Below are 25,221 nucleotides of genomic sequence, written 5' to 3'. Positions count from 1 at the left end.
TGTGCCCCCTAGTCCCATTCCAGGCCGCCACGACGCCAGACGTAGGCGTAGGCGACGAAGACGGTGAGCGCGAAGAGGAGCATCTCGACGAGCCCGAAAAGCCCCAGGGCGTCGAAGCTGACGGCCCAGGGGTAGAGGAAGACGATCTCGATGTCGAAGACGATGAAGAGCATCGCCGTCAGGTAGTACTTGATCGGGAAGCGGCCACCACCGGACGGATGTGGCGTCGGCTCGATTCCGCATTCGTACGCCTCGAGCTTGGCCCGGTTGTAACGCCTGGGCCCGACGAGGGTGGCCATCACGACGGAGAAGATCGCAAAGCCTGCCCCGAGGGCTCCCAGTACGAGGATGGGCGCGTAAGCGTTCACCGTCCTCGCTCCCTTCAGTCGACGATGACTGGATGGCGGTCCGCTCGGGCCCTTGATCGCCCCGTGGAGATCGTGCACATGTGAGGCAGTTCACAAGCCCGAGCCGCCTGCATCTTATGCCCGTCGGTCTGTGATCTGCGACACGGGGATGACCAACGCCTTTGTGATCTCCACCACCCGGCGAAGGATCATGAAGTCGGATGAGCGGTGATCTTCATACGTGAAGCGCGCGAGTGATCACGAGAGGTGACATTCGCCTGGGTTACCGCTGGTCAGTGCGGGGTTGCCAATATCAAGTGAGGCACGCTAAGGGCAAATTGGCGCCGGACGCGGCCAACTGCTAGTGGAGTCCGGCCCGTAGACGTGACCCGCTCGTGACCCGGCCGTGATCGTCTCTTCGTGCTTCGGTTCACGAGCGACGGCCGGCGTCGGGTCACGGGAACATAACGGACACTCAGGAGTGACCTATCCCACGCTATTTCACGTACTAAGTCCTTGACGCCCGGGAAGCCTTGGCGTGGCGGATGGGGAAGTGGTAGGCGCTCATCCGACCCGCATCGAGCAGCAAATGCCATGCGTAGGAACATGATCGCGAAATTCGGACATCCCGTCGCGGGCTCGACGGGCAGGTAAAACGCCCTTTTTGTTCGTCGCGTACACGACAAGTGTGGCGCACTGCACCTTTGTTGGCAGCAACCAGCGGCGCCTGATAGCCGTTATTGCCATGTCCCCGAACGCACTCATACCCAGCCACCGGAAGCCCCGTCGCCCTTCCGCGTCCTCGCGGGCGCTGCGTGCCGGAGTGACCGGTGGCTTCCTCACCCTCGCGGTGACCGGCGCCACGGTGCCGGCCAACGCCGCGGAGAAGCCCGTCTCCGAAACCCAGGAGATGCCGACGATCACGACGGCGCTTGCCAGCAGCGCCGCGAAGAGCGCCGACACCGCTGAGCAGGTCGCGTTCAACTACGAGCGTCAGGCACTCCAGGACAGCGCCTTCTCCAAGGCCGCCAAGTCCGCGGAGAAGGCAAAGGCCGAGGCCGTGAAGAAGGCCAAGGCCGCGGCCAAGAAGAAGGCCGAGGAGGCCCGCAAGGCCAAGGAGGCCAGCGAGGCCCGTGCGTCGCGCTCCTCGGAGCGGACCACCCTGTCCGCCCCGTCCAACGCCACCGGCTCGTCCGCCACGCTCGTCGCCTTCCTCAAGGCGCAGCTCGGCAAGGCGTACGTGCTGGGCTCCAGCGGCCCGTCCTCGTACGACTGCTCCGGCCTGACCCAGGCCGCGTTCAGCCAGATCGGCGTCGACCTGCCGCGGGTCTCGCAGGACCAGTCCACCGCCGGCACCCAGGTCGGCCTGGACAACCTCCAGGTCGGCGACATCCTGTACTGGGGCAGCGCGGGCAGCGCCTACCACGTCGGCGTCTACGTCGGTGGCGGCAAGTTCATCGGCGCCCAGAACCCGAGCACCGGCATCGTCGAGCGCCCGCTCAGCTACGACCAGCCGACCGGCGCGGTGCGCGTCCTGTAGGACCGCCGCGCCCCTGGTGCCCACAAGGGCCGTCTCTCCTGCCGCTCGGGAGGGACGGTCCTTCGGCATGCCGTCCGCGGGCCCCGGGGGCGCTCCGCGCGCCCTCACGGCTCTTCCCGGCCTCCCCGGCGTCCCCCGGCCTCCCCTGGCCGTCCGACAGACGATTCGCGCCGCACAGCGCCGTGAACCGGCCAGGTACCCCCCAACGGCCGTGCGAAGAGCGACCGATGGGCGCCCGGAACGTTGCACCTCTCGCCATATGCCGCAGATGTCCCTTCGGGACGTCGTGCGGGATCCCCAGCGAGAGGACACGCGCGCTCCGATGAACATCCCCCGCACCGCCCGCCGGACCGTCTCCCGGGCCGCGACGGCGGCCGCCCTGGCCACCGCCCTCGGCCTGGGCGCCGTCCCCGCCGCGACCGCGGCCGCCCCGGCCACCGCCCCGCACGCCGTACGCACCCCGGTCGCCGGACCGCACGGCGGCTGGCAGCAGGACGGGCTGCGGCTGAAGGCCGCCGACAACCGGAAGGTGGACGCCTTCGTGGCCCGCGCCCGGCGGGCCGAGCGCTCCATCAGCCCCCAGGTCCGCGCCGTCGCCCGAATCAGCCACGCCGAACTCGTCGGCTTCGACCAGCGCCTGAAGTCGCCGGACTCGCTCAAGCGCAAGGTCGCCACCTGGATGCACGAGACGCCGGGGCAGTCGGTGGACACCTCGCTCGCCCTGATCAACGACGCGGTCCGCTACACCCTCCAGTGGCCGGCCGGCCACTACAGCCAGGGCGTGGACACCGCGGCGGCCCTGCTCTCCGCCTGGGGCAACGACTCCACCCGCTGGGCCAACACCTGGCACCGGACCGCCGGCTACAAGGCGATCAACTCCGCTTGGCGCGCGCCCCGCTCCGGCCAGCTCTTCGAGGTCCAGTTCCACACGCCCGAGAGCAAGGCGGCCCAGCTCCAGACGCACAAGCTGTACGAGGAGGAGCGGCTGCCGGGCACCCCGCCCGAGCGGGTGCGGGAGCTCCAGGAGCAGCAGAACGCGATCTTCGCGGCGGTGCCGGTGCCGGCGGGCGCGGAGCGGCTGACCGCCCCGGCCCACCGGGTGACCGACCCGTCCCGCCACCGGCCCTCCCCGGACCCGGCCCGCCGCCTCCCGGCACCGGCGCACATTCCCGTCGGCTGACCGGAGCGGATCGGTCCGCTCCGGCGTCCCCGGTGACGCCGGGAAACCGATGACGCGGGCCGGCCGGGGCGCCAACGACGCCGCGGCCGGCCCCGGCCGGTCACCAGCCCGCGCCCGCCGGCTGCCTGATGGTCGCGTTGAGCCGGTTGAAGAGGTTGGTGACCCCGATCGTGAGGATGATCGCCGCCAGCTGCCGCTCGTCGAAGTGGTCGGCGGCGGCGTCCCAGACGGTGTCCGGCACCGGGTCGGCGCTGTCGGCGAGCCGGGTGGCCGCCTCGGTGAGCGCCAGGGCGGCGCGCTCGGCGTCCGAGAAGTACGGCGCCTCCCGCCAGGCCGCCACCGCGAACAGCCGCTCGTCGCTCACCCCGTTCTTGCGGGCGCTCTTCACGCCCCCGTCGACGCAGAAGCTGCAGCCGTTGATCTGGCTGGCGCGCAGATGCACCAGCTCCAGCGTCGCCTGAGGCACGCCGCCCTGCCGCGTCGCCCCGACCACGTCGAGCAGCGGCTGCATGGCCTCGGGGAGGACCGTCGCGGGGTTCTTCATCCGTGCGTTCATCACTGGTCTCCTTCGGGATTCCGTCGTTGCCGCACTGACGGATCCCGGCAGGAGAATGTGACGGGAGAAGGCGACGGCGGCGGTCCGGAAGAGTCTTCGGGAACCGCCGCCGCTGGTCAGCGGGCCGCCACCGGGCCCCGGCCCCGCGCCGCCCCCTGCGTCATGCCGTCGCTGTCATACCGTCGCTGTCATGCCTTCGACGTCACGCCGTCGCTGTCACGCCTTCGGTGCGACCTTGCTCAGACCGTTGATGATGCGGTCCATCGCGTCACCGCCCGTGGGGTCGGTGAGGTTGGCGAGCATCTTGAGGGTGAAGCGCATCAGCAGCGGGTGGGTCAGGCCGCGCTGGGTGGCGATCTTCATGACCTTGGGGTTGCCGATGAGCTTCACGAAGGCGCGGCCCAGCGAGTAGTAGCCGCCGTAGGTGTCCTTGAGGATCTTCGGGTAGCGCTGCAGGGCCAGCTCACGCTGCTGGTAGGTGGCCCGGGCGTGCGCCTGCGTGATCACCTCGGCGGCGATCGCGCCGGACTCCATGGCGTAGGCGATGCCCTCGCCGTTGAACGGGTTGACCAGCCCGCCGGCGTCACCGACCAGCAGCAGGCCCTTGGTGTAGTGCGGCTGGCGGTTGAAGGCCATCGGGAGCGCGGCGCCGCGGATCGGGCCGGTCATGTTCTCCGGCGTGTAGCCCCAGTCGGCGGGCATCGAGGCGCACCACGCCTTGAGGATCTCGCGCCAGTCCAGCTCCTTGAAGGCGGAGCTGGAGTTGAGGATGCCCAGGCCGACGTTGCTGGTCCCGTCGCCCATGCCGAAGATCCAGCCGTAGCCGGGCAGCAGCCGGTCCTGGGCGCCGCGGCGGTCCCACAGCTCCAGCCAGGACTCCAGGTAGTCGTCGTCGTGCCGGGGCGAGGTGAAGTACGTCCGCACGGCCACGCCCATGGGGCGGTCCTCGCGCCGGTGCAGCCCCATGGCCAGCGAGAGCCGGGTGGAGTTGCCGTCGGCGGCGACGACCAGCGGGGCGTGGAAGGTGACCGGGGTCTTCTCCTCGCCCAGCTTGGCGTGCACGCCGGTGATGTGGCCGGTCAGCTCGTGGATGATCGGCGCGCCGACGTTGCAGCGCTCGTACAGCCGCGCGCCGGCCTTCTGCGCCTGGCGGGCCAGCTGTTCGTCGAAGTCGTCGCGCTTGCGGACCAGTCCGTAGTCCGGGTACGAGGCCAGGTCCGGCCAGTCGAGCTGGAGCCGGGAGCCGCCGCCGATGATCCGCAGGCCCTTGTTGCGCAGCCAGCCCGCTTCCTCGGAGATGTCGATGCCCATCGCGACCAGCTGCTTGGTGGCGCGCGGGGTCAGCCCGTCACCGCAGACCTTCTCGCGCGGGAACGCGGTCTTCTCCAGCAGGAGCACGTCCAGACCGGACTTGGCGAGGTGGTAGGCGGTGGCCGAGCCGGCGGGCCCGGCACCGACGACGATCACGTCCGCGCTGTGCTCCGAGCGGGCCTGGGTCACGGAATCGGTCACGGACGCGGACTCGGTCACGGTGCTGTCTCCCGGAAGTCGATATCTGGATTTCTGGGTGCCGCCCGGCACCGGCAGGTGCAGTCTATGGGGGCACCGGTGAGCGGAACCTGAAGGGTTGGGCCGCGGCCGCCGGGCACGCTCCGCCCGTGCGCCGCCGGTGCCCCGGGCGCCCCGTGCGCCCCGGCCGCCGACGGGCGACCGACGCCGTTCGGCCCGCGGTCAGTTCCCGGCGGGCTTGCTCGCCCGGTGCAGTGCCACCACACCGCCGGTCAGATTGCGCCAGGCCACCCCGGTCCAGCCCACGCCCTGGAGCCGGGCGGCGAGTTCGGGCTGGTTCGGCCAGGTACGGATGGACTCGGCGAGGTAGACGTACGCGTCCGGGTTGCTGCTGACCGCGCGGGCGACCGGCGGCAGCGCGCGCATCAGGTACTCGGTGTAGACGGTCCGGAACGGCGCCCACGTCGGCTCGCTGAACTCGCAGATCACCAGGCGTCCGCCGGGCTTGGTGACCCGGTACAGCTCGGCCAGCGCGGCATCGGTCTCCTGGATGTTGCGCAGCCCGAAGGAGATGGTGACGGCGTCGAACACCCCGTCCGCGAACGGCAGCCGGGTGCCGTCACCGGCCGTGAACGGCAGCCACGGGTGGCGCTTCTTGCCCTCGCCCAGCATGCCGACGGAGAAGTCGCAGGGCACGACGTACGCACCGGCCCCGGCGAACGGCAGCGAGGAGGTGCCCGTGCCGGCCGCGAGGTCGAGCACCCGCTCGGCGGGGCGTGCGGCCACCGCGCGCTCCACCTCCTTGCGCCACAGCCGCGCCTGCCCCAGGGAGAGGACATCGTTGGTGAGGTCGTACCGTGCCGCCACGTCGTCGAACATCGCGGCGACTTCGTGCGGCTGCTTGTCCAGGGATGCTCGGGTCACCCGGCCATTGTCCACCGTGCCCGCGCGACGACCCGCACCGGGCACGCCCGGGCGCCGCGACGGTGCCGGGAGCGGCGGCTTCAGCGGCGGCGGTGGACGAGGCGGCCGGCCAGCACCGTGGCCAGGCAGCTGCCGTCCTCGGCGAAGACGGCGAAATCGGCCGCCCCGCCGACGGCCAGCGTCCGCGGGCGGCCGTCGGGCAGCTCCGCGAGCCCGGACCGCCGGACGGCGGTGCGGACCGCGGGCCGGGTGAACGGCCCGGTCAGCGCCGTCGTGCCGAGGGCCAGCAGCCGCTGGAGGCCGCGGCGGGCACCGGCGCCCCAGCGTGCCTCGGTCATGTCGAGCGCGGCGAGCGCCTCGCCGCCGACCGGCTCACCGCCCAGCTCCCCGGCCTCGCGGGGGTCGGGGTGGTAGACGGTCTCCAGCAGCGCGGCGGCGTCCGGTTCGGTCCGGCCGGGGGTCAGCACGCCGTCCCACTCCCGCACCCGCGCCTGCTCGCCGTGGGCCGCCAGCAGCTCCTCGTACGGCCCGATGGCGGCGATCCGGCCACCGTCGACGAGCACCGCGTGGCCGGTGGCCGGCGCCCCGTCGGGGGCGAGCCGGACACCGCGCACGCGGTGAAGTGTCAGCATCGCGAGCTCAGTTGGCCTCGACGAGCTTCAGCTCCGGATGGGCCGTGCCGCCTTCGATCGCCGTCGAGGACAGATGCGAGACGACCTTGTCGTCGACCGGGTCGTTCGCCGGGTCGTCGTGCACGAGGAGGTGCTCGTAGGTCGTGGCGCGCTGGGCCGGGACCCGGCCCGCCTTGCGGATCAGGTCGATGATCTCCATGCGGTTGGAGCGGTGCTTGGCACCGGCGGAGGAGACCACGTTCTCCTCCAGCATGATCGAGCCGAGGTCGTCCGCGCCGTAGTGCAGCGAGAGCTGGCCGGCTTCCTTGCCGGTGGTCAGCCACGAGCCCTGGATGTGCGCGACGTTGTCGAGGAAGATCCGGGCGATGGCGATCATGCGCAGGTACTCGAAGACCGTCGCCTGGGTCTGGCCCTTCAGCTTGTTGTTCTCGGGCTGGTAGGTGTACGGGATGAAGGCGCGGAAGCCGCCCGTACGGTCCTGGACGTCGCGGATCATGCGGAGGTGCTCGATGCGCTCGGCGTTGGTCTCGCCGGTGCCCATCAGCATCGTGGACGTCGACTCCACGCCCAGGTTGTGGGCCGTTTCCATGATCTCCAGCCAGCGCTCGCCGGACTCCTTCAGCGGCGCGATGGCCTTGCGCGGACGCTCCGGCAGCAGCTCGGCGCCGGCGCCCGCGAAGGAGTCGAGCCCGGCGGCGTGGATGCGCTGGATCGCCTCCTCGACGGAGACCTTCGAGATCCGGGCCATGTGCTCGACCTCGGAGGCGCCGAGGGAGTGGATGACCAGCCCGGGGAACGCCTTCTTGATCGCCGAGAAGTGCTCTTCGTAGTACTCGACACCGTAGTCCGGGTGGTGGCCGCCCTGGAACATGATCTGGGTGCCGCCGAGTTCGACGGTCTCCGCGCAGCGGCGCAGGATGTCGTCGAGATCGCGGGTCCAGCCCTTGTCGGTGTCCTTCGGCGCGGCGTAGAAGGCGCAGAACTTGCACGCCGTCACACACACATTGGTGTAGTTGATGTTGCGCTCGATGAGGTACGTCGCGATGTGCTCGGTGCCCGCGTAACGGCGGCGGCGGGCGGCGTCGGCGGCCTTGCCCAGCGCGTGCAGCGGGGCGGAGCGGTACAGGTCGAGCGCTTCCTGCGGCGTGATCCGGCCGCCCTGCGCGGCGCGGTCGAGCACGGACTGGAGGTCGGCGTTCTCGGTCACCGGGCGTCCCTTTCGCAGGCGGGCATCACGAACTGAACCAGCCTACGTCAGGGGTCCGACACCCTCGCCGCCGGTCAGCCCCCGCCCGCCACCCGTGCCTGGTCAGCGCGGCGACGGCCCGGTGTCCGGCCCTGTTCCGGCCTGTTTCCGGCCCTGTCCCGGCCGGCTCCGGCCGCGGGTCGGCGCTCGGTCGGCGCCGCCCGCGCCGTGCCGCCCGCGCCGTCGTCCTGCCGCGGCGCGGCCCGTCCGCGACCGGCCGGCTACCCGGCCGCCGCAGACAGCAGGTCCACCTTCACATCGGCCGGGAACCCGGTCGTCGGCCCGACGCGCCGGGCGAACTCCGTGACCCCCCGCAGCTGCTCAGGCCCGAAGCGGAAGTCGAGCGTGGTGAAGTAGCGCTCCAGGACGGGCTCGTCGAAGGTCTCCCAGCGGGCCGCCTGCTCGGCGACCTTGCCGACCTCCTCCAGCGACACATCGCGCGAGGCCAGGAACGCCTCGTGCACCTTGTGCACCACCTCCGGCTCGCGCGCCAGGTAATCGCGCCGGGTCGCCCAGACGGCGAAGACGAACGGCAGCCCCGTCCAGTCCTTCCACATCTGGCCCAGGTCGTGGACCTCCAGGCCCAGCCGCGGCCCGTCGTGCAGATTGGCGCGCAGCGCGGCGTCACCGATCAGCACCGCCGCGTCCGCCTCCTGCATCATCACGCCGAGGTCGGGCGGGCAGGTGTAGTAGTCGGGCCGCACCCCGATCTTCTCGGCCAGCAGCAGCTGGGCCAGCCGCACGGACGTCCGCGAGGTCGAACCGAGCGCGACCCGGGCACCGTCCAGCTGCTCCAGCGGCTTCTGCGAAACGATCACGCAGGACATCACCGGGCCGTCGCAGCCGACGGCGAGGTCGGGGAAGGCGACGAGGTCGTCGGCGGCCCGCAGGTACTCCACGAGGGTGATCGGGGCGATGTCGAGGTCCCCGCGGACCAGCTGCTCGCTGAGCTTCTCCGGCGTGTCCTTGGTGAGGTCCAGATCGAGCAGGGTGCCCGTACGGGCGAGGCCCCAGTAAAGGGGCAGGCAGTTGAGGAACTGGATGTGGCCCACTCGCGGCCGGCTGCGACGGCGGCCGGCGTCGGCTCCCGCGGGTGCGTCTCCGAAGGTTGAATTGTCCACATGCGGAGGCTAGACCCGTGCCGCGCGGGCCGGCCCGGCGGGTCGGCATATGGACGTTAGTGCGGTCGGTTAAACGTGATCTTTGGCTCTTCCGCCTCGCGAGCGCACCATGCTAAGCTCAGCGCAAGTTGCAGTTTGGTTTCCCTTGCAGTACAGAGCCTGCGGAGCATGTGACCCCGCAGGCTCTTGTAGTTTCAGACTTCTTTGCAGGTTCTGGAGCAGGGCAACCCTTTGGCCCAAGGAGGGCTTATGGCTACCGGAACCGTCAAGTGGTTCAACGCTGAAAAGGGCTTCGGCTTCATCGCCCAGGACGGCGGCGGCCCGGATGTCTTCGTCCACTACTCGGCGATCAACGCCTCTGGTTTCCGCTCCCTGGAGGAGAACCAGCAGGTGAACTTCGACGTCACGCAGGGCCCGAAGGGTCCGCAGGCGGAGAACGTCACGCCGGTCTAAGTTGCCCGGCCCGGAATTTTTCCAGGTCGTTTCCAGCAGTACCCAAGGAGCCCCGCTCCGCCATTTCGGTGGCGAGCGGGGCTCCTGCCTTTTCGCTGCCGACACGAGATGAATGACCATTGCATGAATTCTTCTCGTCCCGCACATGACATACCCGCCGGGGCTCGGCATCGCGGAATTCCACGGGCGAGGCGGACGGCCTTCACCGCCGTGCCGACCGCCCTCCGTCCGACGACCGGGAGGCCCGCGGAGTCCCGGCCGCCGCCTCCCTGTGCAGGCATGTTCCGCGCACGAGGCCACGCGATCCCTGCCCTCGCCCGGCCCGCGGACCTGACGATTCCCGCCACGATTCCGCCTTCGCCCGGAAGCGACGGAGAACCGTTCGGGCGGCCCCCTCCAGCCCCTCCCGCTCCACCCGTCACCCTCGTTTGGCCACAAAGAAACCGGATCCCGCCAGATACCGGCGCCCCCCGGACAAACACCCGCACTCTCGGGCGCTCACCCGGCAGAAAGCCCCGGGAAAGCACCGCGCGCGACCACCGTGAACGGCAAGGGAGCCGCCGAGGCGGCGTGCGCGGTGACGACGACGGCCGGAACGCGCGCGACCGGGCGCGCATTCCCGGAAGACGCTGACGCTATCGCGCTGGTTGTCGAGCATGCCGGAATCGATGACCCCCCTCCGCGAATCCGTGGAGGCTCCGGTTCCGCAGAGGAGGGAAGGCGGGGAAAAGGGCGGGAATGCGCTTGCATTCGGCGCGCCGGCGGTGGCCGTAAGGGGGCTGCGCCCGCGGACTTCCGGCGCGAGTCCGGCCCGGCGGACCACAACGGGCGCACAGAACGGCGGGCCGCGCCGGGTAAGTCGGAACTCCCCGGGCAAGGCGCGCCATCGGCCTCCGCACTCGGCGGAATTCGAGCATCCGCTCTTCCCGCACGACGGCCGGAATTCCTCGCGGCACCACGCGAGCACCGTGCCAATGGCCGCACGGAACGCACCGGCCCACCCGCGCGGGGAAACGGGCCCGCGCCCCCTGCCGCACCGGCCCGCGTCACCCTTCACAACCGGTCGACGCATTGTGCTCCCGGGCTCCCCGCGCCCCCGCCGGACGGGCCCGCCGGCCGGCACATTTCGGCGTAAGTCCGCCCCGGCGCAAAGAAGTTGCCGCCGATGACGGAGTGATCACGGAAAGTGGTCACATCGGAACATGGCGCGGCATACCGTGGGCAGAATGAGCGAGCAGTTGCCCCCGCAGAAGACCTGTCCCGACTGTGGCGGCAGAGGCACCGTGGACTGGGAGACGCCGGCCGGCGACCAGGTCACGACGCAGTGCTCCGGTTGCGGCGGCACCGGCACCGTCCTGGCCTAGGGGAGGCGACATGACGACCTCGGGAAGGAACGGCAAGCCGGTCGGCCTGGACGCGCAGTACGTCGGCCGGCTGCCGTGCTCGACCTGCGGGATACGTTCGATGAAGCTGCCCGGCCAGCAGGGCGGACTGTGCATCCCGTGCTACGCCGACGAGTGCGCCGCCGCGGGGCGCCGGGCGGCGACGGCCGGGACGTGGGTGGCGGCGAGCTTCGTGGGTGACCCGTGCCTGGCCTGCGGCTCGCGGTCCGTGGACGCCAACGGCTGGGCCTTCTGGTGCAATTCCTGCGACATGCAGACGGCGGTCGCACTGCCGCCCCGATGATCCGGATCGCCGCGGGCGCGAGCCGCCAGGAGCGGCGACCTCGCACGTCAGACCCCGTGCCACCTCCCCCACAGAGGTGACACGGGGTTCCAGTCTGACGCGTCGGGAGCGAGGCCTCCAGAGCGGGGTCACCCGCTTTCGTAAAGGCTGGCTATGTCTTTGGCGAAATCACGGGAGACGGCGCCGCGGCGGAGTTTCAGGGACGGGGTGAGATGCCCGCTCTCCGGGGTGAAATCCACCGGGAGGACGGCGAAGCGGCGGATGGACTCGGCGCGGGAGACCAGTGCGTTGGCGTCGTCCACCGCGCGCTGAAGATCGTCGAGCAGGCGCTCGTCACGCAGCAGTTGCTCCTGCGGCACGCTCTGCTTCCGGTGCATCTGGCGCCAGTGGGCGAGGCCGTCCGGATCCAGGGTGAGCAGGGCCGTGACGTAGGGGCGGTGGTCGCCGACGACCATGCACTGGCCGACGAGCGGATGGGAGCGGAGGCGGTCCTCCAGCGGCGCCGGGGCGACGTTCTTGCCGCCCGTGGTCACGATGATCTCCTTCTTGCGGCCGGTGATGGTGAGGTAGCCGTCGGCGTCGAGGGAGCCGAGGTCACCCGTGGCGAACCAGCCGCGGTCGGTGACGGGGCGGGCCGCGCCGAGGGCGGCGTCCCAGTAGCCGGAGAAGACGTGTCCGCCGTGGATCAGGATCTCGCCGTCGTCGGCGATCCGCACCGCGCTGCCGGGCAGCGGCCAGCCGACCGTGCCCATGCGGGGCCGGAGCGGGGGCGTGAGCGTGGTGGCGGCCGTGGTCTCCGTCAGGCCGTAGCCCTCGAAGATCTCGATGCCGGCGCCGGTGTAGAAGGCGGCGAGGCGGTGGCCGAGGGGGGATCCGCCGCACAGGACGTGGCGGACCCTGCCGCCGAGGGCGGCGCGGATGCGGCGGTAGACGAGCGGGTCGTAGAGCTTGCGGGCGGCCTTGAGGGCGACGCCGGGGCCGGGGCCCGTGCCGTGTTCGCCGGCCTCGACGGCCTCGCCGTAGGAGCGGGCGACGCGGGCCGCCCGGTCGAAGGCGGCGGCCTTGCCCGCCTTCTCCGCGGCGGCCCGGCCACTGTGGAAGACCTTCTCCAGGACGTACGGGATAGCCAGCAGGAACGTCGGCCGGAAGCCGGCCAGGTCGGCGAGCAGGTCGTCGGTCCGCATGCTGGGGGCGTGGCCGAGCCGGACGCGGGCGCGCAGGCAGCCGACGGCGACCATGCGCCCGAAGACATGGGAGAGCGGGAGGAAGAGGAGGGTGGCGGCGGGCTCCTCGCCGACCGGGGTGAAGACCGGGTGCAGCAGCTCGACGGCGTTGTCGACCTCGGCGAAGAAGTTGGCGTGGGTGAGTGCGCAGCCCTTGGGGCGGCCGGTGGTGCCGGAGGTGTAGATGAGGGTGGCGAGGGCGTACGGGCCGGTGGCGGCACGGCATTGGTCGACCGCCTCGTCCGGCACCTCACGGCCCGCGGCGACGAGCTGGGCGACCGCGCCGGTGTTGAACTGCCACAGGTGGTCCAGCGCGGGCAGTTCACCGCGCAGGCCGCTGATCAGCCGGGCCTCCTCGACGTTCTCCACAACGCAGGCCCGGGCGCCGGAGTCGGCCAGGATCCACTGCGCCTGGTGGGCGGAGGAGGTGGGGTAGAGCGGGACGGTGACCAGGCCGGCCGCCCAGGCGGCGAAGTCGACGAGGGTCCACTCATAGGTCGTACGGGCCATGATCGCGAGCCGGTCACCGGGGCGCAGGCCGTGCGCGAGCAGGCCCTTGGCGACGGCCCGGACCTCGACGGCGAACTCCGCCGCGGTGATGTCGCGCCAGGTGCCGCTGGGCTGTTTGCGGGCGAGCACGACATCGGCGGGGGCCTCGGCGGCGTTGGTGAAGGGGAGGCCCCCGAGCGAGCCACTACGGACGGGCGGGACCAGCGGCGGGACGTAGACCTCCCGGACCGCGCCGTCGACCAGGGTTTTCTGGGGCTCCGTCACGGTGCGGGCGGGGGCGCCGGCCGGGTCGGCGGGGGTTCCTTCGGCGGGTGACCCGGTGGCTGCACTGTCCTGGTGGAACACGAGCGGCTCCTCGTTACGCCTGTGGAGTGCGGGAAGGGTGGGGCGCGGCAATGCCGTTGGGGGCCGCGAGGGGATCGCGTGCCCCTGGGGATCGCGCGCCCCTGGGGGCCGCGAGGCCTTGGGGGTCGGGCCCAGTGCACCTAGGCGCGGCCCGGCACACGTCCGGAGACGACGCCCGGCACGGGTCCGGAGACGACGCCCGGTAACCCTCGAAACGCGGCAGCCGCCACAGCAACACCAACAACAACAGCCGCACCAACAGCGGCAGCCGGCCCCCGGGCCCCGCCCGTCATCGGCATCGCACTACCCGACGCCATCGGGCCGCCGGCCACCGGCAACCCGAACTCCACACCGCATCAGGCCAGTTGTGGGCACACGGCGACGCAGGGAGCGGCCGCCGTCGGACGACTCGCCCCCGGCGAGGGCATCCGTGGCACTCATCTGCGACCCAGCTCCTGACCCGGCGGTAAATTAGGTAGGGGTCAACTTATGTGAGGAGCGGGAGCCGGCCAATGGCCGCGCGACACCTTCACGAATTCACCCCACGGGCCACGGGTCCGGTCACGAGCCGCGCACCCGGGCCCCGCACGCGGACCAGCCACCGCCCGCACCCGGGCACCCCCGCCCCCCCGTCGCTCCTGGCGAGCCGCCGCCGGCCGGTGCGCGGCCCACCGCCGGCCGCCCCGCACCGTGCCGCCTCACCCCCCGACGCCGGACCGGCTCCCCTGGCCGGCGAGTCCGCTCGGCGCCCACCGCTCCCCGCCCATCATCCGGCCGAGCCCCGCCCAGACGACATTCATCATCGTGGCCGCACTGTCCTTCGCCGATGGATGCGTCAGCTCCCCCGAAGTACCCTCCTCCGAAAGGCAGTTGACCCACTCGGCGAGCGACTCGGCCGCGCCGACCAGGGCATGGGCGAGCCCGGCCACCTCCCGGTCGGCCAGCTCACCGACGCAGCCGGCTTCCTTTGCGGCCGCACCCAGCAACTCCGTGACGAATGCGACGATCTCCCCCCGCACGACGGCGACTTCGCGGGCGAACGGCTCGCCGTGCGTGCGGGCCTGCTGGTGAAGCACGGCCCAGCCCTCCCGGTGCTCGGCGGCGTACGCGAAGAATCCCCGCAGGCCGTTCCACAGCTTGCGATCGGCGCTCTCCCCCGGCTCGACGGCCGCCCGCACCGCTGCCACCAGCGACTCCGACTCCCGCCGGATCACCGTGCTGAACAGGTCGTCCTTCGAATTCAGGTACAGATAGACCAGCGGTTTCGACACCCCGGCCAATTCGGCGATCTCGTCCATCGAGGCCGCCCGATATCCACGCCGTGCGAACGTCAGCACCGCGGCGTCCAGCATCTGCTGCTCCCGGACCGCGCGCGGCACCCTCTTGCTCTTCACAGCTCCCACCCTGAATACCCCTCCATCCCGCCCCTTTACTGCAAAGTAAGTTTACGATCTCCGCCGCCCGCCCTTCGTGCGCTTGACGCGTTCCCGACCATCGCGAGACGATACGTCTCGTTACGTTGATCGCTTCCCCCACCCGGAGGAGAGTCCAGTGCAGCAATTCATCGATGCCGCCCCCGGCATCCGCTTATGGACCGAGCAGCGCGGGCCCGCCGACGCGCCCCCGCTGCTGCTGGTCATGGGCGCCCAGGCGACGGGCGTCGGCTGGCCGGAGCCGCTGGTCGACGCGCTCGCCGAGCACCACCGGGTCATCCGCTACGACCACCGCGACACCGGCCGCTCCACATGGGCCTTCGAGGAACGGCCCTACCGCATCGCCGATCTGGCCACGGATGTGCGCGCGGTCCTCGACGGCCTGGGCATCGGTCGGGCACATCTCGTCGGCATGTCATTGGGCGGCATGCTGGCCCAGATGGTGCTGGCGGACCACCCCGACCGATGCCTCAGCGCCACTCTCATCGGCACCAGCGCCCTCAGCACCACCCCCTACACCCGCCCGGACGGCAGCACCGTCCCGGCCGGGGAGCTGCCGGGCATCGCGCCCGAGGTCCTGGAGCTGTGGTCCCGCCCGGTCGAGGAGCACGGGGAGGCGGCCGAGGTGGCCCGCCGGATCACACACTGGCGGGTACTCGCCGGTGACCGACTCCCCTTCGACGCGGACTGGTTCCGCTCGCTGGAGCGCCGCGTCATCGCCCACACCGGGCACCACCGCACCAGCACCGCACACGGCCGCGCCGCGACGGACGGCATGCTCCGCACGGACCGCCTCGCCGCGAACGAGGTACCGACACTGGTCATCTCCGCCCCCGCCGAACCGGTCTTCCCGCCGCCGCACCCCCAGCACCTCGCCCAGTGCGTCCGCGGCGCACGACTCGTCGAGATCCCGGGAATGGGCCACGCCCTCCCACCCGCCGTACACAACCCCCTGACCGCCGCGATCCTGGCCCATACGGCAGCGGCGGCGGGCTGAAGGACCCGGCGGACCACGGCGGTGCCCCGGCCGACCCGGCCGGGGCACCGCACTCTCTCTTCGGGCCGACCGCCGGGAGCGGCGCCGACCAACGGGCCCGCAGGCCTGGTCCTAGGCGGCGGCCACCGGGTCCGCGAGCGGCGCCGTCTGCTCCGTGCGCACGGCGTCGGCCGCGGGCGGCGTGATGCTCGTCGCCCCCCGGTACGCGTCGCGGTCCAGGATGTTCTCCCTGGCGGAGACCAGGATCGGGATGACCGACTGGCCGGCGACGTTGGTGGCCGTGCGCATCATGTCCAGGATCGGGTCGATGGCCATCAGCAGGCCGACGCCCTCCAGGGGCAGGCCCAGCGTGGAGAGGGTCAGCGTCAGCATGACCGTGGCGCCGGTCAGGCCGGCGGTGGCGGCGGAGCCGATGACGGAGACGAAGGCGATCAGGACGTAGTCGCCGAGGCCCAGGTGGACGTCGAAGATCTGGGCGATGAAGATCGCGGCGATCGCCGGGTAGATCGAGGCGCAGCCGTCCATCTTGGTCGTCGAGCCGAACGGCACGGCGAAGGAGGCGTACTCGCGCGGCACTCCGAGGCGCTCGGTGACCTGCTGGGTGACCGGCATGGTGCCGACCGACGAGCGGGAGACGAAGGCCAGCTGGATGGCCGGCCAGGCGCCGCGGAAGAACTGCAGCGGGTTGACCTTGGCGACGGTCGACAGCAGCAGCGGGTAGACGCCGAAGAGCACGAGCGCGCAGCCGACGTAGATGTCGACGGTGAAGGTCGCGTACTTGCCGATGAGGTTCCAGCCGTACGTCGCGATGGCGTTGCCGATGAGGCCGACGGTGCCGAGCGGGGCGAGGCGGATGACCCACCACAGGGCCTTCTGGAGGAGTTCCAGGACCGAGCGGCTGATCGTGAGGACCGGCTCGGCCTTTTCGCCGAGCTGGAGGGCCGCGATGCCGGCGACGGCCGCCATGAAGACGATCTGCAGGACGTTCAGCTCGGTGAACGGCGTGATGATGTCGGTGGGGACGATGCCGGTCAGGAAGTCGATCCAGGAGCCCGCGTGATCGGGCAGCTTGCCGTCCTTGGGGGTCAGGCCGGTGCCCGCGCCGGGGTGGGTGAGCAGGCCGATGGCCAGGCCTATCGCGACCGCGATCAGCGAGGTGACCATGAACCACAGCAGGGTGCGGGTGGCCAGCCGGGCGGCGTTGTTGACCTGGCGCAGATTGGTGATCGACACCAGGATCGCGAAGAAGACCAGCGGCGCCACGGCCAGCTTCAGCAGCTGGACGAAGAGGTCGCCGACGTGCTGGAGCGTGGCGGTGAGCCAGCCGATGTCACCGTTCTTGGCGATCCCGCCGAGCACGACGCCCAGGACGAGGCCGCCCAGGATCTGGGCCCAGAACGGGACCTTGGGTATGCGGGAGGACTTGGGGGTCTGAGGCGCCGGTGAGGACTCGGCGTTCTCGGCAGACGTGGACAACGGACACACTCCGGGGACAGGTCAGGCACGGGAAGGCGGCGCGGGGCGCCAGGGGTGAGCGGCCGCGGAGCGGTTCGAGAGAGCTCGAAGCAGGGGGCCTCCCGCCCGGAGGGCGAGGGGGATCTCCGGCCGCCGGAGGAAACGGTCAGCGGCGGCAACAGGCCGCGGACAGACAGCGGCAGAGATCGACATGCAGGCGCGCCACGAGCGGAATGCTCCTGGGGGACGGGGGCGCGGCTGCGGTCTTCATGACACGTACATTAACACTTGAACTTTGAGGAACTCAAAGAGAATCTTTTACTTCCGGTGGGCCCGCGGCATCGGACAACCCGTCAGAAACGCGACAGGCGCCCGGCCATGGAGCAAAGCCCATGGCAGCGGGCGCCTGTCGTGGTGGTACGGCTGTGAGGTGTCTTACACAGGGACCGGGCTCTTACGCCCCGTCCTCCTGGCCGGCGTGGGCCGCGAGCCGCTCGCGCTGGCGGTCGACCTTGGCGACGATCTGCTCGGACATCGCGTCGCGCTGCTTGCGCAGCAGCACGAAGCTGAGCGGCGCGGAGATCACGATGGCGAGCAGCAGCAGCCAGACGGTGTTGGACGCGCCGACGGCCAGCGGGATGACGTGGACGTAGGCCAGCCCCCACACCACGGCGAACGAGACGACGAAGAGGCCGATGCGAAGAGCGGTGTAGCGGAGCGTGGCGAACTTGGGGCTACTCACGGATGGGACCTTCTCCTCAACGGCAACCTAAAGGGTCTGCATCCAGTCAAGCACAGCGCTTCGGGCGATCTTCGCGCCCCCCGCCGGACCCGCGGTCAGGCCAGCTCCTGCCACATGGTGATGTCGTCCCGGACGTCCCCGTCGGCGACCTTGATCGCGCCGGGGACCCGGCCGACCTCCTTGTAGCCGCAGGAGGCGTAGAAGCGGCTGAGGCCGGTGCCGCCGCGGCAGGTGAGGCGGATGCCGCGGATCCCTTCGAGCGAGCGGGCGGCGTCGGCGACCGCGGCCATCAGCTCCCGGCCGACCCCGCGGCCCTGGAGGGACGGGTGCACCATGACGGTGTAGACCCACAGCCAGTGGCGCATCAGCCGGTGGGTGTTGAGCGTGAGGAACGCCGCGGCCACGACCCGGCCGTCCGGATCACGGCCGACCAGCAGCCGGGTGCGGCCCTCGGCCATCGCCGCCAGATGCCTCAGCAGCTCGGGGCGGACATCCTCCGGGGTCACCGGCGGGACGAAGCCGACGGCGCCGTCGGCGTTGGAGACATCGGTCCACAGCGCGCATATCCCGTCACGGAGGGCGGGGGTGACGGAAGGGTCCAGGTCGAAGCGGACGTTCATGCCCCGGACCCTAACTCCCGCCACTGACAGCGGACCGCCGCCCGTTCAGAGGCGCATCGGCTGCGGCGACTCCCGCCGCTCGGGGTCCGGGCCCGGGTACTCGCGGATGGCCTCGTAGCGGGTGTTGCGCTCGATGGGGCGGAAGCCGGCGTCCCGGATCAGCTCCAGCAGGTCCTCGCGGGTCAGCTTGTTGGGCGTGCCGTAGTTGTCCGCGTCGTGCGTGATCTTGTACTCGACGACCGAGCCGTCCATGTCGTCGGCGCCGTGCTGCAGGGCGAGCTGGGTGGTCTGCAGGCCGTGCATGACCCAGAAGCACTTGACGTGCGGGACGTTGTCGAACAGCAGGCGGGAGACCGCGAAGGTCTTCAGCGCCTCGGCGCCGGTCGCCATCGTCGTGCGGGCCTGGAGCTTGTTGCGGACCTTGCCGTCCTGCATGTCCACGAAGTCGTGCTGGTAGCGCAGCGGGATGAAGACCTGGAAGCCGCCGGTCTCGTCCTGCAGCTCACGCAGCCGCAGCACGTGGTCGACGCGGTGGCGGGGCTCCTCGATGTGCCCGTAGAGCATCGTCGACGGGGTCTTCAGACCCTTCTCGTGCGCCAGGCGGTGGATGCGCGACCAGTCCTCCCAGTGGGTGCGGTGGTCGACGATGTGCTGGCGCACCTCCCAGTCGAAGATCTCCGCGCCGCCGCCGGTCAGCGACTCCAGACCGGCCTCGATCAGCTCGTCGAGGATCTCCGAGGCGCTCAGCCCCGAGATGGTCTCGAAGTGGTGGATCTCGGTGGCGGTGAAGGCCTTCAGCGAGACGTCCGGGAGGGCTTCCTTGAGGGCCTTGAGGGAGCGCGGGTAGTAGCGCCACGGCAGGGTCGGGTGCAGACCGTTGACGATGTGCAGCTCGGTGAGGTTCTCGTGCTCCATCGCCTTGGCGAGGCGGACGGCCTCCTCGATCCGCATCGTGTACGCGTCCTTCTCCCCCGGCTTGCGCTGGAAGGAGCAGTAGGCGCACGACGCGGTGCACACATTCGTCATGTTGAGGTGGCGGTTGACGTTGAAGTGCACGACGTCGCCGTTCTTGCGCGTGCGCACCTCGTGGGCCAGCCCGCCCAGCCAGGCCAGGTCGTCGCACTCGTAAAGGGCGATACCGTCCTCGCGGGTCAGCCGCTCCCCGGCGTGGACCTTCGCCTCCAGCTCACGCTTGAGGCCCACATCCATCGACGCCGCCATCCGGTCGCCTCCAGTCTCTGCCGTATCGGTGCCGTTTCGGTGCCGGAAACGGGCTTCGTCGAGCGTACTCCCCCGTAACAGAGGCGGACGGGGCCCCCTTGGCGCGCCCGTCCGCCTCCGGTGTGCCGTCCGGCGGCCGGTGGCCTACTCGCCCTCTTCGGGCAGCTCGCCGACGCGGTTCTCCCACTTGGTGGAGAGCACGATCGTGGTGCGGGTACGGGAGACGCCCTTGGTGCCGGACAGCCGGCGGATGGTGCGCTCCAGGCCGTCCACATCGCCCACCCGCACCTTGAGCATGTACGAGTCGTCGCCGGCGATGAACCAGCAGTCCTCGATCTCGGCGAGGTCGCGCAGCCGGTGCGCAACGTCCTCGTGGTCGGTCGCGTCCGACAGCGAGATGCCCACCAGCGCGGTGACCCCCAGGCCCAGCGAGGCGGCGTCGACCGTCGCGCGGTAGCCGGTGATCACGCCGGCCGCCTCCAGGCGGTTGATCCGGTCCGTGACGCTGGGCCCGGAGAGGCCTACGAGCCGGCCCAGCTCCGCGTACGAGGCCCGGCCGTTCTCGCGAAGTGCCTGGATGAGCTGCCTGTCCACCGCGTCCATGCCCTCAAGCCTTCCAATCTTTACGCATTTTCGGGTTCTGCATGTAGAATCTAAGGCATACAGGGCCTAGACCCTGTGAATCTTTCGTCCTCTGACGTTCTCAGGAGTTGTCACCGTGTACTCGATCGAGATGGCCTACGCCCGCATGCGCGAGCTGCAGGACCAGGCCAATCGTTCACGTGCCCACCGGTCCGCCGCACCTCGGGCCAAGCGCCGCTTCGGCCGCGCCGCCGCAGCCGAGCAGCGCTAGGGAGCGTCCGGGGCCTCCCCTTCCACGGAGCCGCCCCGCAGCTCCCCTTCCCACCGCCGGTACAGCCGGTGCGGCACCTCCGCCGCGTCGAGCACCCGGCCCGCGACGAAGTCCACCAGATCCTGGATGTGCGTCGCTCCCGCGTAGAACGCCGGTGAGGCGGGCAGCACCACGGCGCCCGCCTCGTCCAGCGTCACCAGATGCTTCAGCGTCGGACCGTTCAGCGGCGTCTCGCGCACCGCGACCACCAGCCGCCGGCGCTCCTTGAGCGTCACGCTCGCCACCCGCTGGAGCAGATCCTTCGACAGCCCGAGCGCGACCCCGGCCACACACGCGGTGCTGGCCGGGACGATCAGCATCCCCTTGACCGGATACGACCCCGACGAGGGCCCGGCGGCCAGGTCCCCGGCCGGCCAGAACCGCACCCGCGCCAGGTCCGCCTCGGTCACCGGAAACGTCGACGGCTTGCCGTCCGCCCCGCGCGCCAGCCATTCCCGCAGGTCGGCGCGCCAGTGGGCGTCCCGGAAGGCGATCCCGGTCTCGTCCAGCAGGGTCAGCCGCGACGCCCGGCTGACGATCAGATCCACCGCCTCCCCGGCGGCGAGCAGCCCGCGCAGGACGGACGCCGCGTACGGCGTCCCGGACGCGCCGGAGATCCCCACGACCCACGGGCGGCGTCGGCCGGGGTCCTGCTTGCTGGTGTCGTTGCGCGGCGGCTCCACGCCATCGAGCCTATCCGGCGGAACCGTGGACCCCGTCACGGCCGTTCTTACCTGTGCGCCCCTCGCGCGGCCCCGCCGAGGGCCGCCGCACCGGGGGACGGGAAGGGACGGCCGGAGATGAGATCACGCGCGAGGCCCGCGCTCTGCCTGATGCTGGGCTGGGTCGCTCTGCTGTGGGTGCTGGAAGGGGTCGACACCGTCAGCGGGGGCGCCCTGGACTCCTTCGGGATCCAGCCGCGCGAGCGCGCCGAGCTGGTCGACGTGGTGCCCGCCGCCTTCGTGCACTTCGGCTTCGCCCATCTCGTGGCGAACACCGTGCCGCTGCTGCTGCTCGGCTTCGTCGCCGCGCTGCGCAGCGGGGTGCGGCGCTTCCTCGCCGTCGTCCTGCTGATCGCCCTCACCAGCGGGCTGGGCGTCTGGTTCACGGCCGCGCCGGGCAGCAACACCGCGGGCGTCTCCGGCGTCATCTTCGGGCTCTTCGGCTATCTCCTGGTGCGCGGCTTCATCGAGCGCTCCCTCCTGGACATCGGCATCGGCCTGGTCATCGGCGCGCTGTACGGCTCGATCCTGTGGGGCGCGCTGCCGACGGACAGCCAGATCAGCTGGCAGGGGCATCTGTTCGGGCTGATCGGCGGGGTGCTGGCGGCCTTCGTCTTCCGCGAGCGCGCCCGCGCCGGTGCTGCCGGGCCCGTTGTCGGACCCGTCACGTAGCCTCGGAATCGAACGGGAGCCGCGGGCGGGGAGGACACCCCGCACCGTGCGGCAGGCACTGCACACGGGGGAGCAACCATGTCCGACTACCAGCAGCCGGGGTACGGACCGTACGGCGGCGGACCGCAGCAGCCGTACGGCGCCCCGCAGCAGGGCTGGCCCGGCGGCGCGCCCGGCGCCTACGGCTACCCCGGCCCGCAGCAGCCCGGCTACGGCGGCCGCCCGCCGCAGGCCTCGGCGAACTCCGCGATGTGGGCCCACCTCGGCACCCTGCTGGTCGTCGCCGGCGGCTCGGTGATGTGCTGCGGTCTGGGGGCGCTGCTCGGCTGGATCTTCCCGCTGTCGGTCCGCAACAACGCACGCCACAGGCAGGATCCGTACGTCCGCCACCACGCCACCCAGGCGCTGAACTTCGGCATCACCCAGGCCGTCATGGCGGCCATCGGCGTGGTGCTGTACTTCGGCAGCGCCGTCGTCTTCGCCGCGGCCGCCACGGAATCCCAGCGGCAGAGCTCCGGCCTGGCCGTCCCGCTGCTGACCGTGGCCACCATCATGGGCGCCTACGGCATAGCCGGCCTGGTCTGCGCAATCATGGCCACGGTCAAGGCGACCCGCGGCGAGCTGTGGACCTACCCGCGGCTGATCGCCTGGCCGCTCAGCAAGGGCTGAACGGCCCCCGGACGGCCCGTCGCCCCCGGACGGCCCGTCGCCCCCGGGCGGCCCGCCGTCCCCGGACCGCCCTCCGTGCTCAGACCGTCAGCCCGCGCACCAGCAGATCCAGCAGCGCACAGACGAAGAGCGCGATCCCGATGAAGCCGTTGACCTGGAAGAACGCCCGGTTCAGCCGGCTGAGGTCGTGCGGCTTCACGATCGTGTGCTCGTAGAGGAAGGCCGCCGCCACGATCACCAGCCCCAGCCAGAAGAACACGCCGGCGCCGGTCGCCAGCCCGTACCAGACGAACAGCCCGGTCGTGACGAGATGGCAGCCGCGCGCCCCGCGGATCGCGGCCGGGATGCCGAAGCGGGCCGGGACCGAGCGCACCCCGACCTCGCGGTCCGTCTCCACGTCCTGGCAGGCGTAGATCAGGTCGAAGCCGCCGATCCAGATGCCGACCGCGAGGCCGAGGATCACCGCGTCCCAGGACCAGCTGCCGGTGATCGCCAGCCAGGCGCCGATCGGCCCCATCGCCTGGGCGAGGCCGAGGATCGCCTGCGGGAAGTTCGTGAACCGCTTGCCGTACGGATACACCACCATCGGCACCACCGCGATCGGCGCGAGCACCAGGCACAGGGTGTTGAGCAGGGCCGCCGCGCCCAGGAAGACGACGAGCGCGATCAGCGCGCCCGTCCACGCCGACTTCACCGACACCGCGCCGGTGACCAGTTCCCGCTGCGCGGTGCGCGGATTGCGGGCGTCGATCTCGCGGTCGATGATCCGGTTCGCGGCCATCGCGAACGTCCGCAGACCGACCATGGCGACGGTGACGAGCAGCAGCCGGCCCCACTGGAGGTGCCGGTCCGTCTCGTACATCGCGGTCAGCGCGGCGATATAGGCGAAGGGCAGCGCGAAGACCGAGTGCTCGATCATCACCAGGCGCAGGAACGCCTTGGTCCGGCCCGGCTGCGGGACCGCCGCTGATGCGCTGCTCACGAGAGTCCGTACTCCTTCCAGCGGCGGTCGACCAGCGCCGCCGTCCGCGGGTCCGACTCGACCATCTCCGGCCAGCCCCCGTCGCGCGTGTAGCCCTCCTCGGGCCACTTCCTCGTCGCGTCGATCCCCGCCTTGCCGCCCCAGAACTGCTGGTAGGAGGCGTGGTCGAGGTGGTCGACGGGACCTTCGACGACGGTGAGGTCCCGGGCGTAGTCGGTGTTGCCCAGCGCCCGCCAGGACACCTCGTGGAGGTTGTGCACATCGCAGTCCGCGTCCACGACCACGATCAGCTTGGTCAGCGACATCATGTGCGCGCCCCAGATGGCGTGCATCACCTTCTGCGCGTGCTTGGGGTACTTCTTGTCGATCGAGACGATCGCGCAGTTGTGGAAGCCGCCGGACTCCGGCAGGTGGTAGTCCACGATGTCCGGGACGATGATCTTGAGGAGCGGCAGGAAGAACCGCTCCGTCGCCCGCCCCAGCGGCCCGTCCTCCGTCGGCGGCCGCCCCACCACGATCGACTGGAGCAGCGGGCGCTTCCGCATCGTCACGCAGTCGATGGTCAGCGCCGGGAAGGGCTCCTGCGGGGTGTAGAAGCCGGTGTGGTCGCCGAACGGGCCCTCGGGCAGCATCTCCCCGGGCTCCAGCCAGCCCTCGATGACGACCTCGGCGTGCGCCGGCACCTGGAGCGGCACGGTCTTGCAGTCGACCATCTCGATCCGCTTGCCCTGGAGGAAGCCGGCGAAGAGGTACTCGTCGATGTCCCCGGGCAGCGGCGCGGTCGAGGCGTACGTCACGGCCGGCGGGCAGCCGAAGGCGATGGCGACCGGCAGCTTCTCCCCGCGCTTGGCGGCGACCTGGTAGTGGTTGCGGCTGTCCTTGTGGATCTGCCAGTGCATCCCGATGGTGCGCTTGTCGTGGCGCTGGAGGCGGTAGAGGCCGAGGTTGCGCACCCCGCTCTCCGGGTGCTTGGTGTGCGTCAGCCCCAGGTTGAAGAAGGAGCCGCCGTCCTCGGGCCAGGTGAACAGCGCCGGCAGCCGGTCCAGATCGACCTCGTCGCCCTGGAGCACGACCTCCTGGACGGGCGCGCTCTCGCCCTTCACCTTCTTCGGCGGCACATGCGTCATGCCGGCGAGCTTGCCGAACGCCTCGCGCACCCCGACGAAGCCCTGCGGCAGTTCGGGCTTCAGCAGCCCGCCGATCTTGCCGCTGATGTCCTCGTACGCCTTCAGGCCCAGCGCCTTCAGCAGCCGGCGGTCGGTGCCGTAGACGTTCATGGCGAGCGGCATCGCCGAGCCCTTGACGTTCTCGAAGAGCAGCGCCGGGCCACCGGACTTCTGCACCCGGTCCACGATCTCGCCGACTTCCAGATACGGATCGACCTCGGCCTTGATGCGCTTGAGGTCGCCCTCCCGCTCCAGTGCGCGCAGGAACGAGCGAAGATCGTCGTAAGCCATGCCGTCCAGTATCGGGTACGCACTACCCTGGACGGGTCACCGGGCCCCGCCGAGGGCCCGCCGCCGCGCGCAGGGGGCTCCGTTCCG

26 protein-coding genes are annotated in these 25,221 nt (G+C 71.1%); 9 read left to right on the top strand and 17 right to left on the bottom strand.

Going from position 1 to position 25,221, the window contains the following annotated elements:
* Positions 1-8 precede the first annotated feature (8 nt).
* Positions 9-368, bottom strand: coding sequence for an NADH-quinone oxidoreductase subunit A (locus IEY78_RS26350; protein WP_018538824.1), 360 nt, complete (start codon positions 366-368; stop codon positions 9-11).
* Between the two features lie 724 nt (positions 369-1,092).
* On the opposite strand from IEY78_RS26350, the gene IEY78_RS26345 reads away from it, so the two are divergent.
* On the top strand, positions 1,093-1,887 hold the full coding sequence (locus IEY78_RS26345) for a C40 family peptidase (protein ID WP_189102372.1): 795 nt from the start codon (positions 1,093-1,095) through the stop codon (positions 1,885-1,887).
* A gap of 322 nt (positions 1,888-2,209) precedes the next feature.
* Positions 2,210-3,067, top strand: coding sequence for an ATP nucleotide 3'-pyrophosphokinase (locus IEY78_RS26340; protein WP_189102370.1), 858 nt, complete (start codon positions 2,210-2,212; stop codon positions 3,065-3,067).
* Positions 3,068-3,167: 100 nt separating this feature from the next.
* Here the strand turns inward: IEY78_RS26340 and IEY78_RS26335 are convergent, their stop codons facing one another.
* The 6 genes from IEY78_RS26335 to IEY78_RS26310 form a co-directional block, all read right to left on the bottom strand.
* Positions 3,168-3,623, bottom strand: a complete 456-nt coding sequence (locus IEY78_RS26335) for a carboxymuconolactone decarboxylase family protein (RefSeq protein WP_189102368.1) — start codon at positions 3,621-3,623, stop codon at positions 3,168-3,170.
* A 216-nt stretch (positions 3,624-3,839) separates the two neighbouring features.
* Complete coding sequence (locus tag IEY78_RS26330; protein ID WP_189102367.1) at positions 3,840-5,204, bottom strand: geranylgeranyl reductase family protein; 1,365 nt, start codon at positions 5,202-5,204, stop codon at positions 3,840-3,842.
* A 150-nt stretch (positions 5,205-5,354) separates the two neighbouring features.
* The gene (locus IEY78_RS26325) at positions 5,355-6,056 is read right to left on the bottom strand and encodes a demethylmenaquinone methyltransferase (RefSeq protein ID WP_189102365.1); all 702 of its coding nucleotides are present in this window, start codon (positions 6,054-6,056) and stop codon (positions 5,355-5,357) included.
* Between the two features lie 80 nt (positions 6,057-6,136).
* Entirely contained in the window at positions 6,137-6,688 is a 552-nt protein-coding gene (locus tag IEY78_RS26320) for an imidazolonepropionase-like domain-containing protein (protein ID WP_189102363.1), read from the bottom strand.
* A gap of 7 nt (positions 6,689-6,695) precedes the next feature.
* Complete coding sequence (gene mqnC / locus IEY78_RS26315; RefSeq protein WP_189102361.1) at positions 6,696-7,895, bottom strand: cyclic dehypoxanthinyl futalosine synthase; 1,200 nt, start codon at positions 7,893-7,895, stop codon at positions 6,696-6,698.
* 260 nt (positions 7,896-8,155) lie between these two features.
* Complete coding sequence (locus tag IEY78_RS26310) at positions 8,156-9,055, bottom strand: menaquinone biosynthetic enzyme MqnA/MqnD family protein (protein ID WP_189102359.1); 900 nt, start codon at positions 9,053-9,055, stop codon at positions 8,156-8,158.
* A gap of 249 nt (positions 9,056-9,304) precedes the next feature.
* On the opposite strand from IEY78_RS26310, the gene IEY78_RS26305 reads away from it, so the two are divergent.
* From IEY78_RS26305 to IEY78_RS26295, 3 genes are all read left to right on the top strand, one after another.
* Positions 9,305-9,508 carry a cold-shock protein gene (locus tag IEY78_RS26305; protein WP_003984261.1) on the top strand — a complete coding sequence of 68 codons (204 nt, stop codon included), beginning with the start codon at positions 9,305-9,307 and terminating at the stop codon, positions 9,506-9,508.
* A 1,226-nt stretch (positions 9,509-10,734) separates the two neighbouring features.
* Positions 10,735-10,872: a hypothetical protein gene (locus tag IEY78_RS26300; RefSeq protein ID WP_189102357.1), complete on the top strand. Its 138-nt coding sequence runs from the start codon at positions 10,735-10,737 to the stop codon at positions 10,870-10,872.
* Between the two features lie 10 nt (positions 10,873-10,882).
* Positions 10,883-11,194, top strand: a complete 312-nt coding sequence (locus IEY78_RS26295; RefSeq protein WP_189102355.1) for a hypothetical protein — start codon at positions 10,883-10,885, stop codon at positions 11,192-11,194.
* Positions 11,195-11,322: 128 nt separating this feature from the next.
* Here the strand turns inward: IEY78_RS26295 and IEY78_RS26290 are convergent, their stop codons facing one another.
* Positions 11,323-13,272 (bottom strand): AMP-dependent synthetase/ligase, encoded by a 1,950-nt coding sequence (locus IEY78_RS26290; protein WP_189102353.1) that lies wholly within the window; start codon positions 13,270-13,272, stop codon positions 11,323-11,325.
* Between the two features lie 698 nt (positions 13,273-13,970).
* Positions 13,971-14,666: a TetR/AcrR family transcriptional regulator gene (locus IEY78_RS26285; protein WP_229700186.1), complete on the bottom strand. Its 696-nt coding sequence runs from the start codon at positions 14,664-14,666 to the stop codon at positions 13,971-13,973.
* A gap of 157 nt (positions 14,667-14,823) precedes the next feature.
* Here IEY78_RS26285 and IEY78_RS26280 point away from each other — a divergent pair, with 157 nt between their 5' ends.
* A complete protein-coding gene (locus IEY78_RS26280) occupies positions 14,824-15,702 on the top strand; it encodes an alpha/beta fold hydrolase (RefSeq protein ID WP_189102351.1) in 879 nt (292 codons plus the stop codon).
* A 111-nt stretch (positions 15,703-15,813) separates the two neighbouring features.
* Here the strand turns inward: IEY78_RS26280 and IEY78_RS26275 are convergent, their stop codons facing one another.
* The 5 genes from IEY78_RS26275 to IEY78_RS26255 all read right to left on the bottom strand — a co-directional run bounded on the left by IEY78_RS26275 (position 15,814) and on the right by IEY78_RS26255 (position 20,343).
* The gene (locus IEY78_RS26275) at positions 15,814-17,178 is read right to left on the bottom strand and encodes a dicarboxylate/amino acid:cation symporter (protein WP_229700185.1); all 1,365 of its coding nucleotides are present in this window, start codon (positions 17,176-17,178) and stop codon (positions 15,814-15,816) included.
* A gap of 433 nt (positions 17,179-17,611) precedes the next feature.
* A complete protein-coding gene (locus tag IEY78_RS26270) occupies positions 17,612-17,899 on the bottom strand; it encodes a DUF4229 domain-containing protein (RefSeq protein WP_189102349.1) in 288 nt (95 codons plus the stop codon).
* A gap of 95 nt (positions 17,900-17,994) precedes the next feature.
* Positions 17,995-18,519 (bottom strand): GNAT family N-acetyltransferase, encoded by a 525-nt coding sequence (locus tag IEY78_RS26265; RefSeq protein WP_189102347.1) that lies wholly within the window; start codon positions 18,517-18,519, stop codon positions 17,995-17,997.
* A gap of 45 nt (positions 18,520-18,564) precedes the next feature.
* Positions 18,565-19,728 carry an aminofutalosine synthase MqnE gene (gene mqnE, locus IEY78_RS26260; RefSeq protein WP_189102420.1) on the bottom strand — a complete coding sequence of 388 codons (1,164 nt, stop codon included), beginning with the start codon at positions 19,726-19,728 and terminating at the stop codon, positions 18,565-18,567.
* 156 nt (positions 19,729-19,884) lie between these two features.
* Positions 19,885-20,343, bottom strand: a complete 459-nt coding sequence (locus tag IEY78_RS26255; protein ID WP_189102345.1) for an Lrp/AsnC family transcriptional regulator — start codon at positions 20,341-20,343, stop codon at positions 19,885-19,887.
* A 115-nt stretch (positions 20,344-20,458) separates the two neighbouring features.
* On the opposite strand from IEY78_RS26255, the gene IEY78_RS34900 reads away from it, so the two are divergent.
* Positions 20,459-20,593 carry a hypothetical protein gene (locus IEY78_RS34900; RefSeq protein ID WP_268240334.1) on the top strand — a complete coding sequence of 45 codons (135 nt, stop codon included), beginning with the start codon at positions 20,459-20,461 and terminating at the stop codon, positions 20,591-20,593.
* On the opposite strand, the gene IEY78_RS26250 is transcribed toward IEY78_RS34900, so the two are convergent.
* Positions 20,590-21,315 carry a UbiX family flavin prenyltransferase gene (locus IEY78_RS26250; protein WP_189102343.1) on the bottom strand — a complete coding sequence of 242 codons (726 nt, stop codon included), beginning with the start codon at positions 21,313-21,315 and terminating at the stop codon, positions 20,590-20,592. The genes IEY78_RS34900 and IEY78_RS26250 overlap by 4 nt on opposite strands.
* Before the next feature lie 117 nt (positions 21,316-21,432).
* Between IEY78_RS26250 and IEY78_RS26245 the strand changes: the two genes are divergently transcribed.
* Positions 21,433-22,026, top strand: a complete 594-nt coding sequence (locus IEY78_RS26245; RefSeq protein ID WP_189102341.1) for a rhomboid family intramembrane serine protease — start codon at positions 21,433-21,435, stop codon at positions 22,024-22,026.
* Positions 22,027-22,104: 78 nt separating this feature from the next.
* A complete protein-coding gene (locus tag IEY78_RS26240) occupies positions 22,105-22,695 on the top strand; it encodes a DUF4870 domain-containing protein (protein WP_189102339.1) in 591 nt (196 codons plus the stop codon).
* Between the two features lie 79 nt (positions 22,696-22,774).
* On the opposite strand, the gene mqnP is transcribed toward IEY78_RS26240, so the two are convergent.
* Together mqnP and IEY78_RS26230 are read right to left on the bottom strand one after the other, a co-directional pair.
* A complete protein-coding gene (gene mqnP / locus IEY78_RS26235) occupies positions 22,775-23,677 on the bottom strand; it encodes a menaquinone biosynthesis prenyltransferase MqnP (protein ID WP_189102337.1) in 903 nt (300 codons plus the stop codon).
* Entirely contained in the window at positions 23,674-25,134 is a 1,461-nt protein-coding gene (locus tag IEY78_RS26230; RefSeq protein WP_189102335.1) for a menaquinone biosynthesis decarboxylase, read from the bottom strand. The genes mqnP and IEY78_RS26230 overlap by 4 nt, the downstream gene beginning before the upstream one ends.
* Between the last annotated feature and the right edge of the window lie 87 nt (positions 25,135-25,221).

Source organism: Streptomyces kronopolitis (assembly GCF_014646275.1).
Classification (GTDB): Bacteria; Actinomycetota; Actinomycetes; order Streptomycetales; family Streptomycetaceae; genus Streptomyces; species Streptomyces kronopolitis.
The sequence above is the reverse complement of the archived record's forward strand: the minus strand, read 5'-3'. Positions and strand labels throughout refer to the sequence as shown.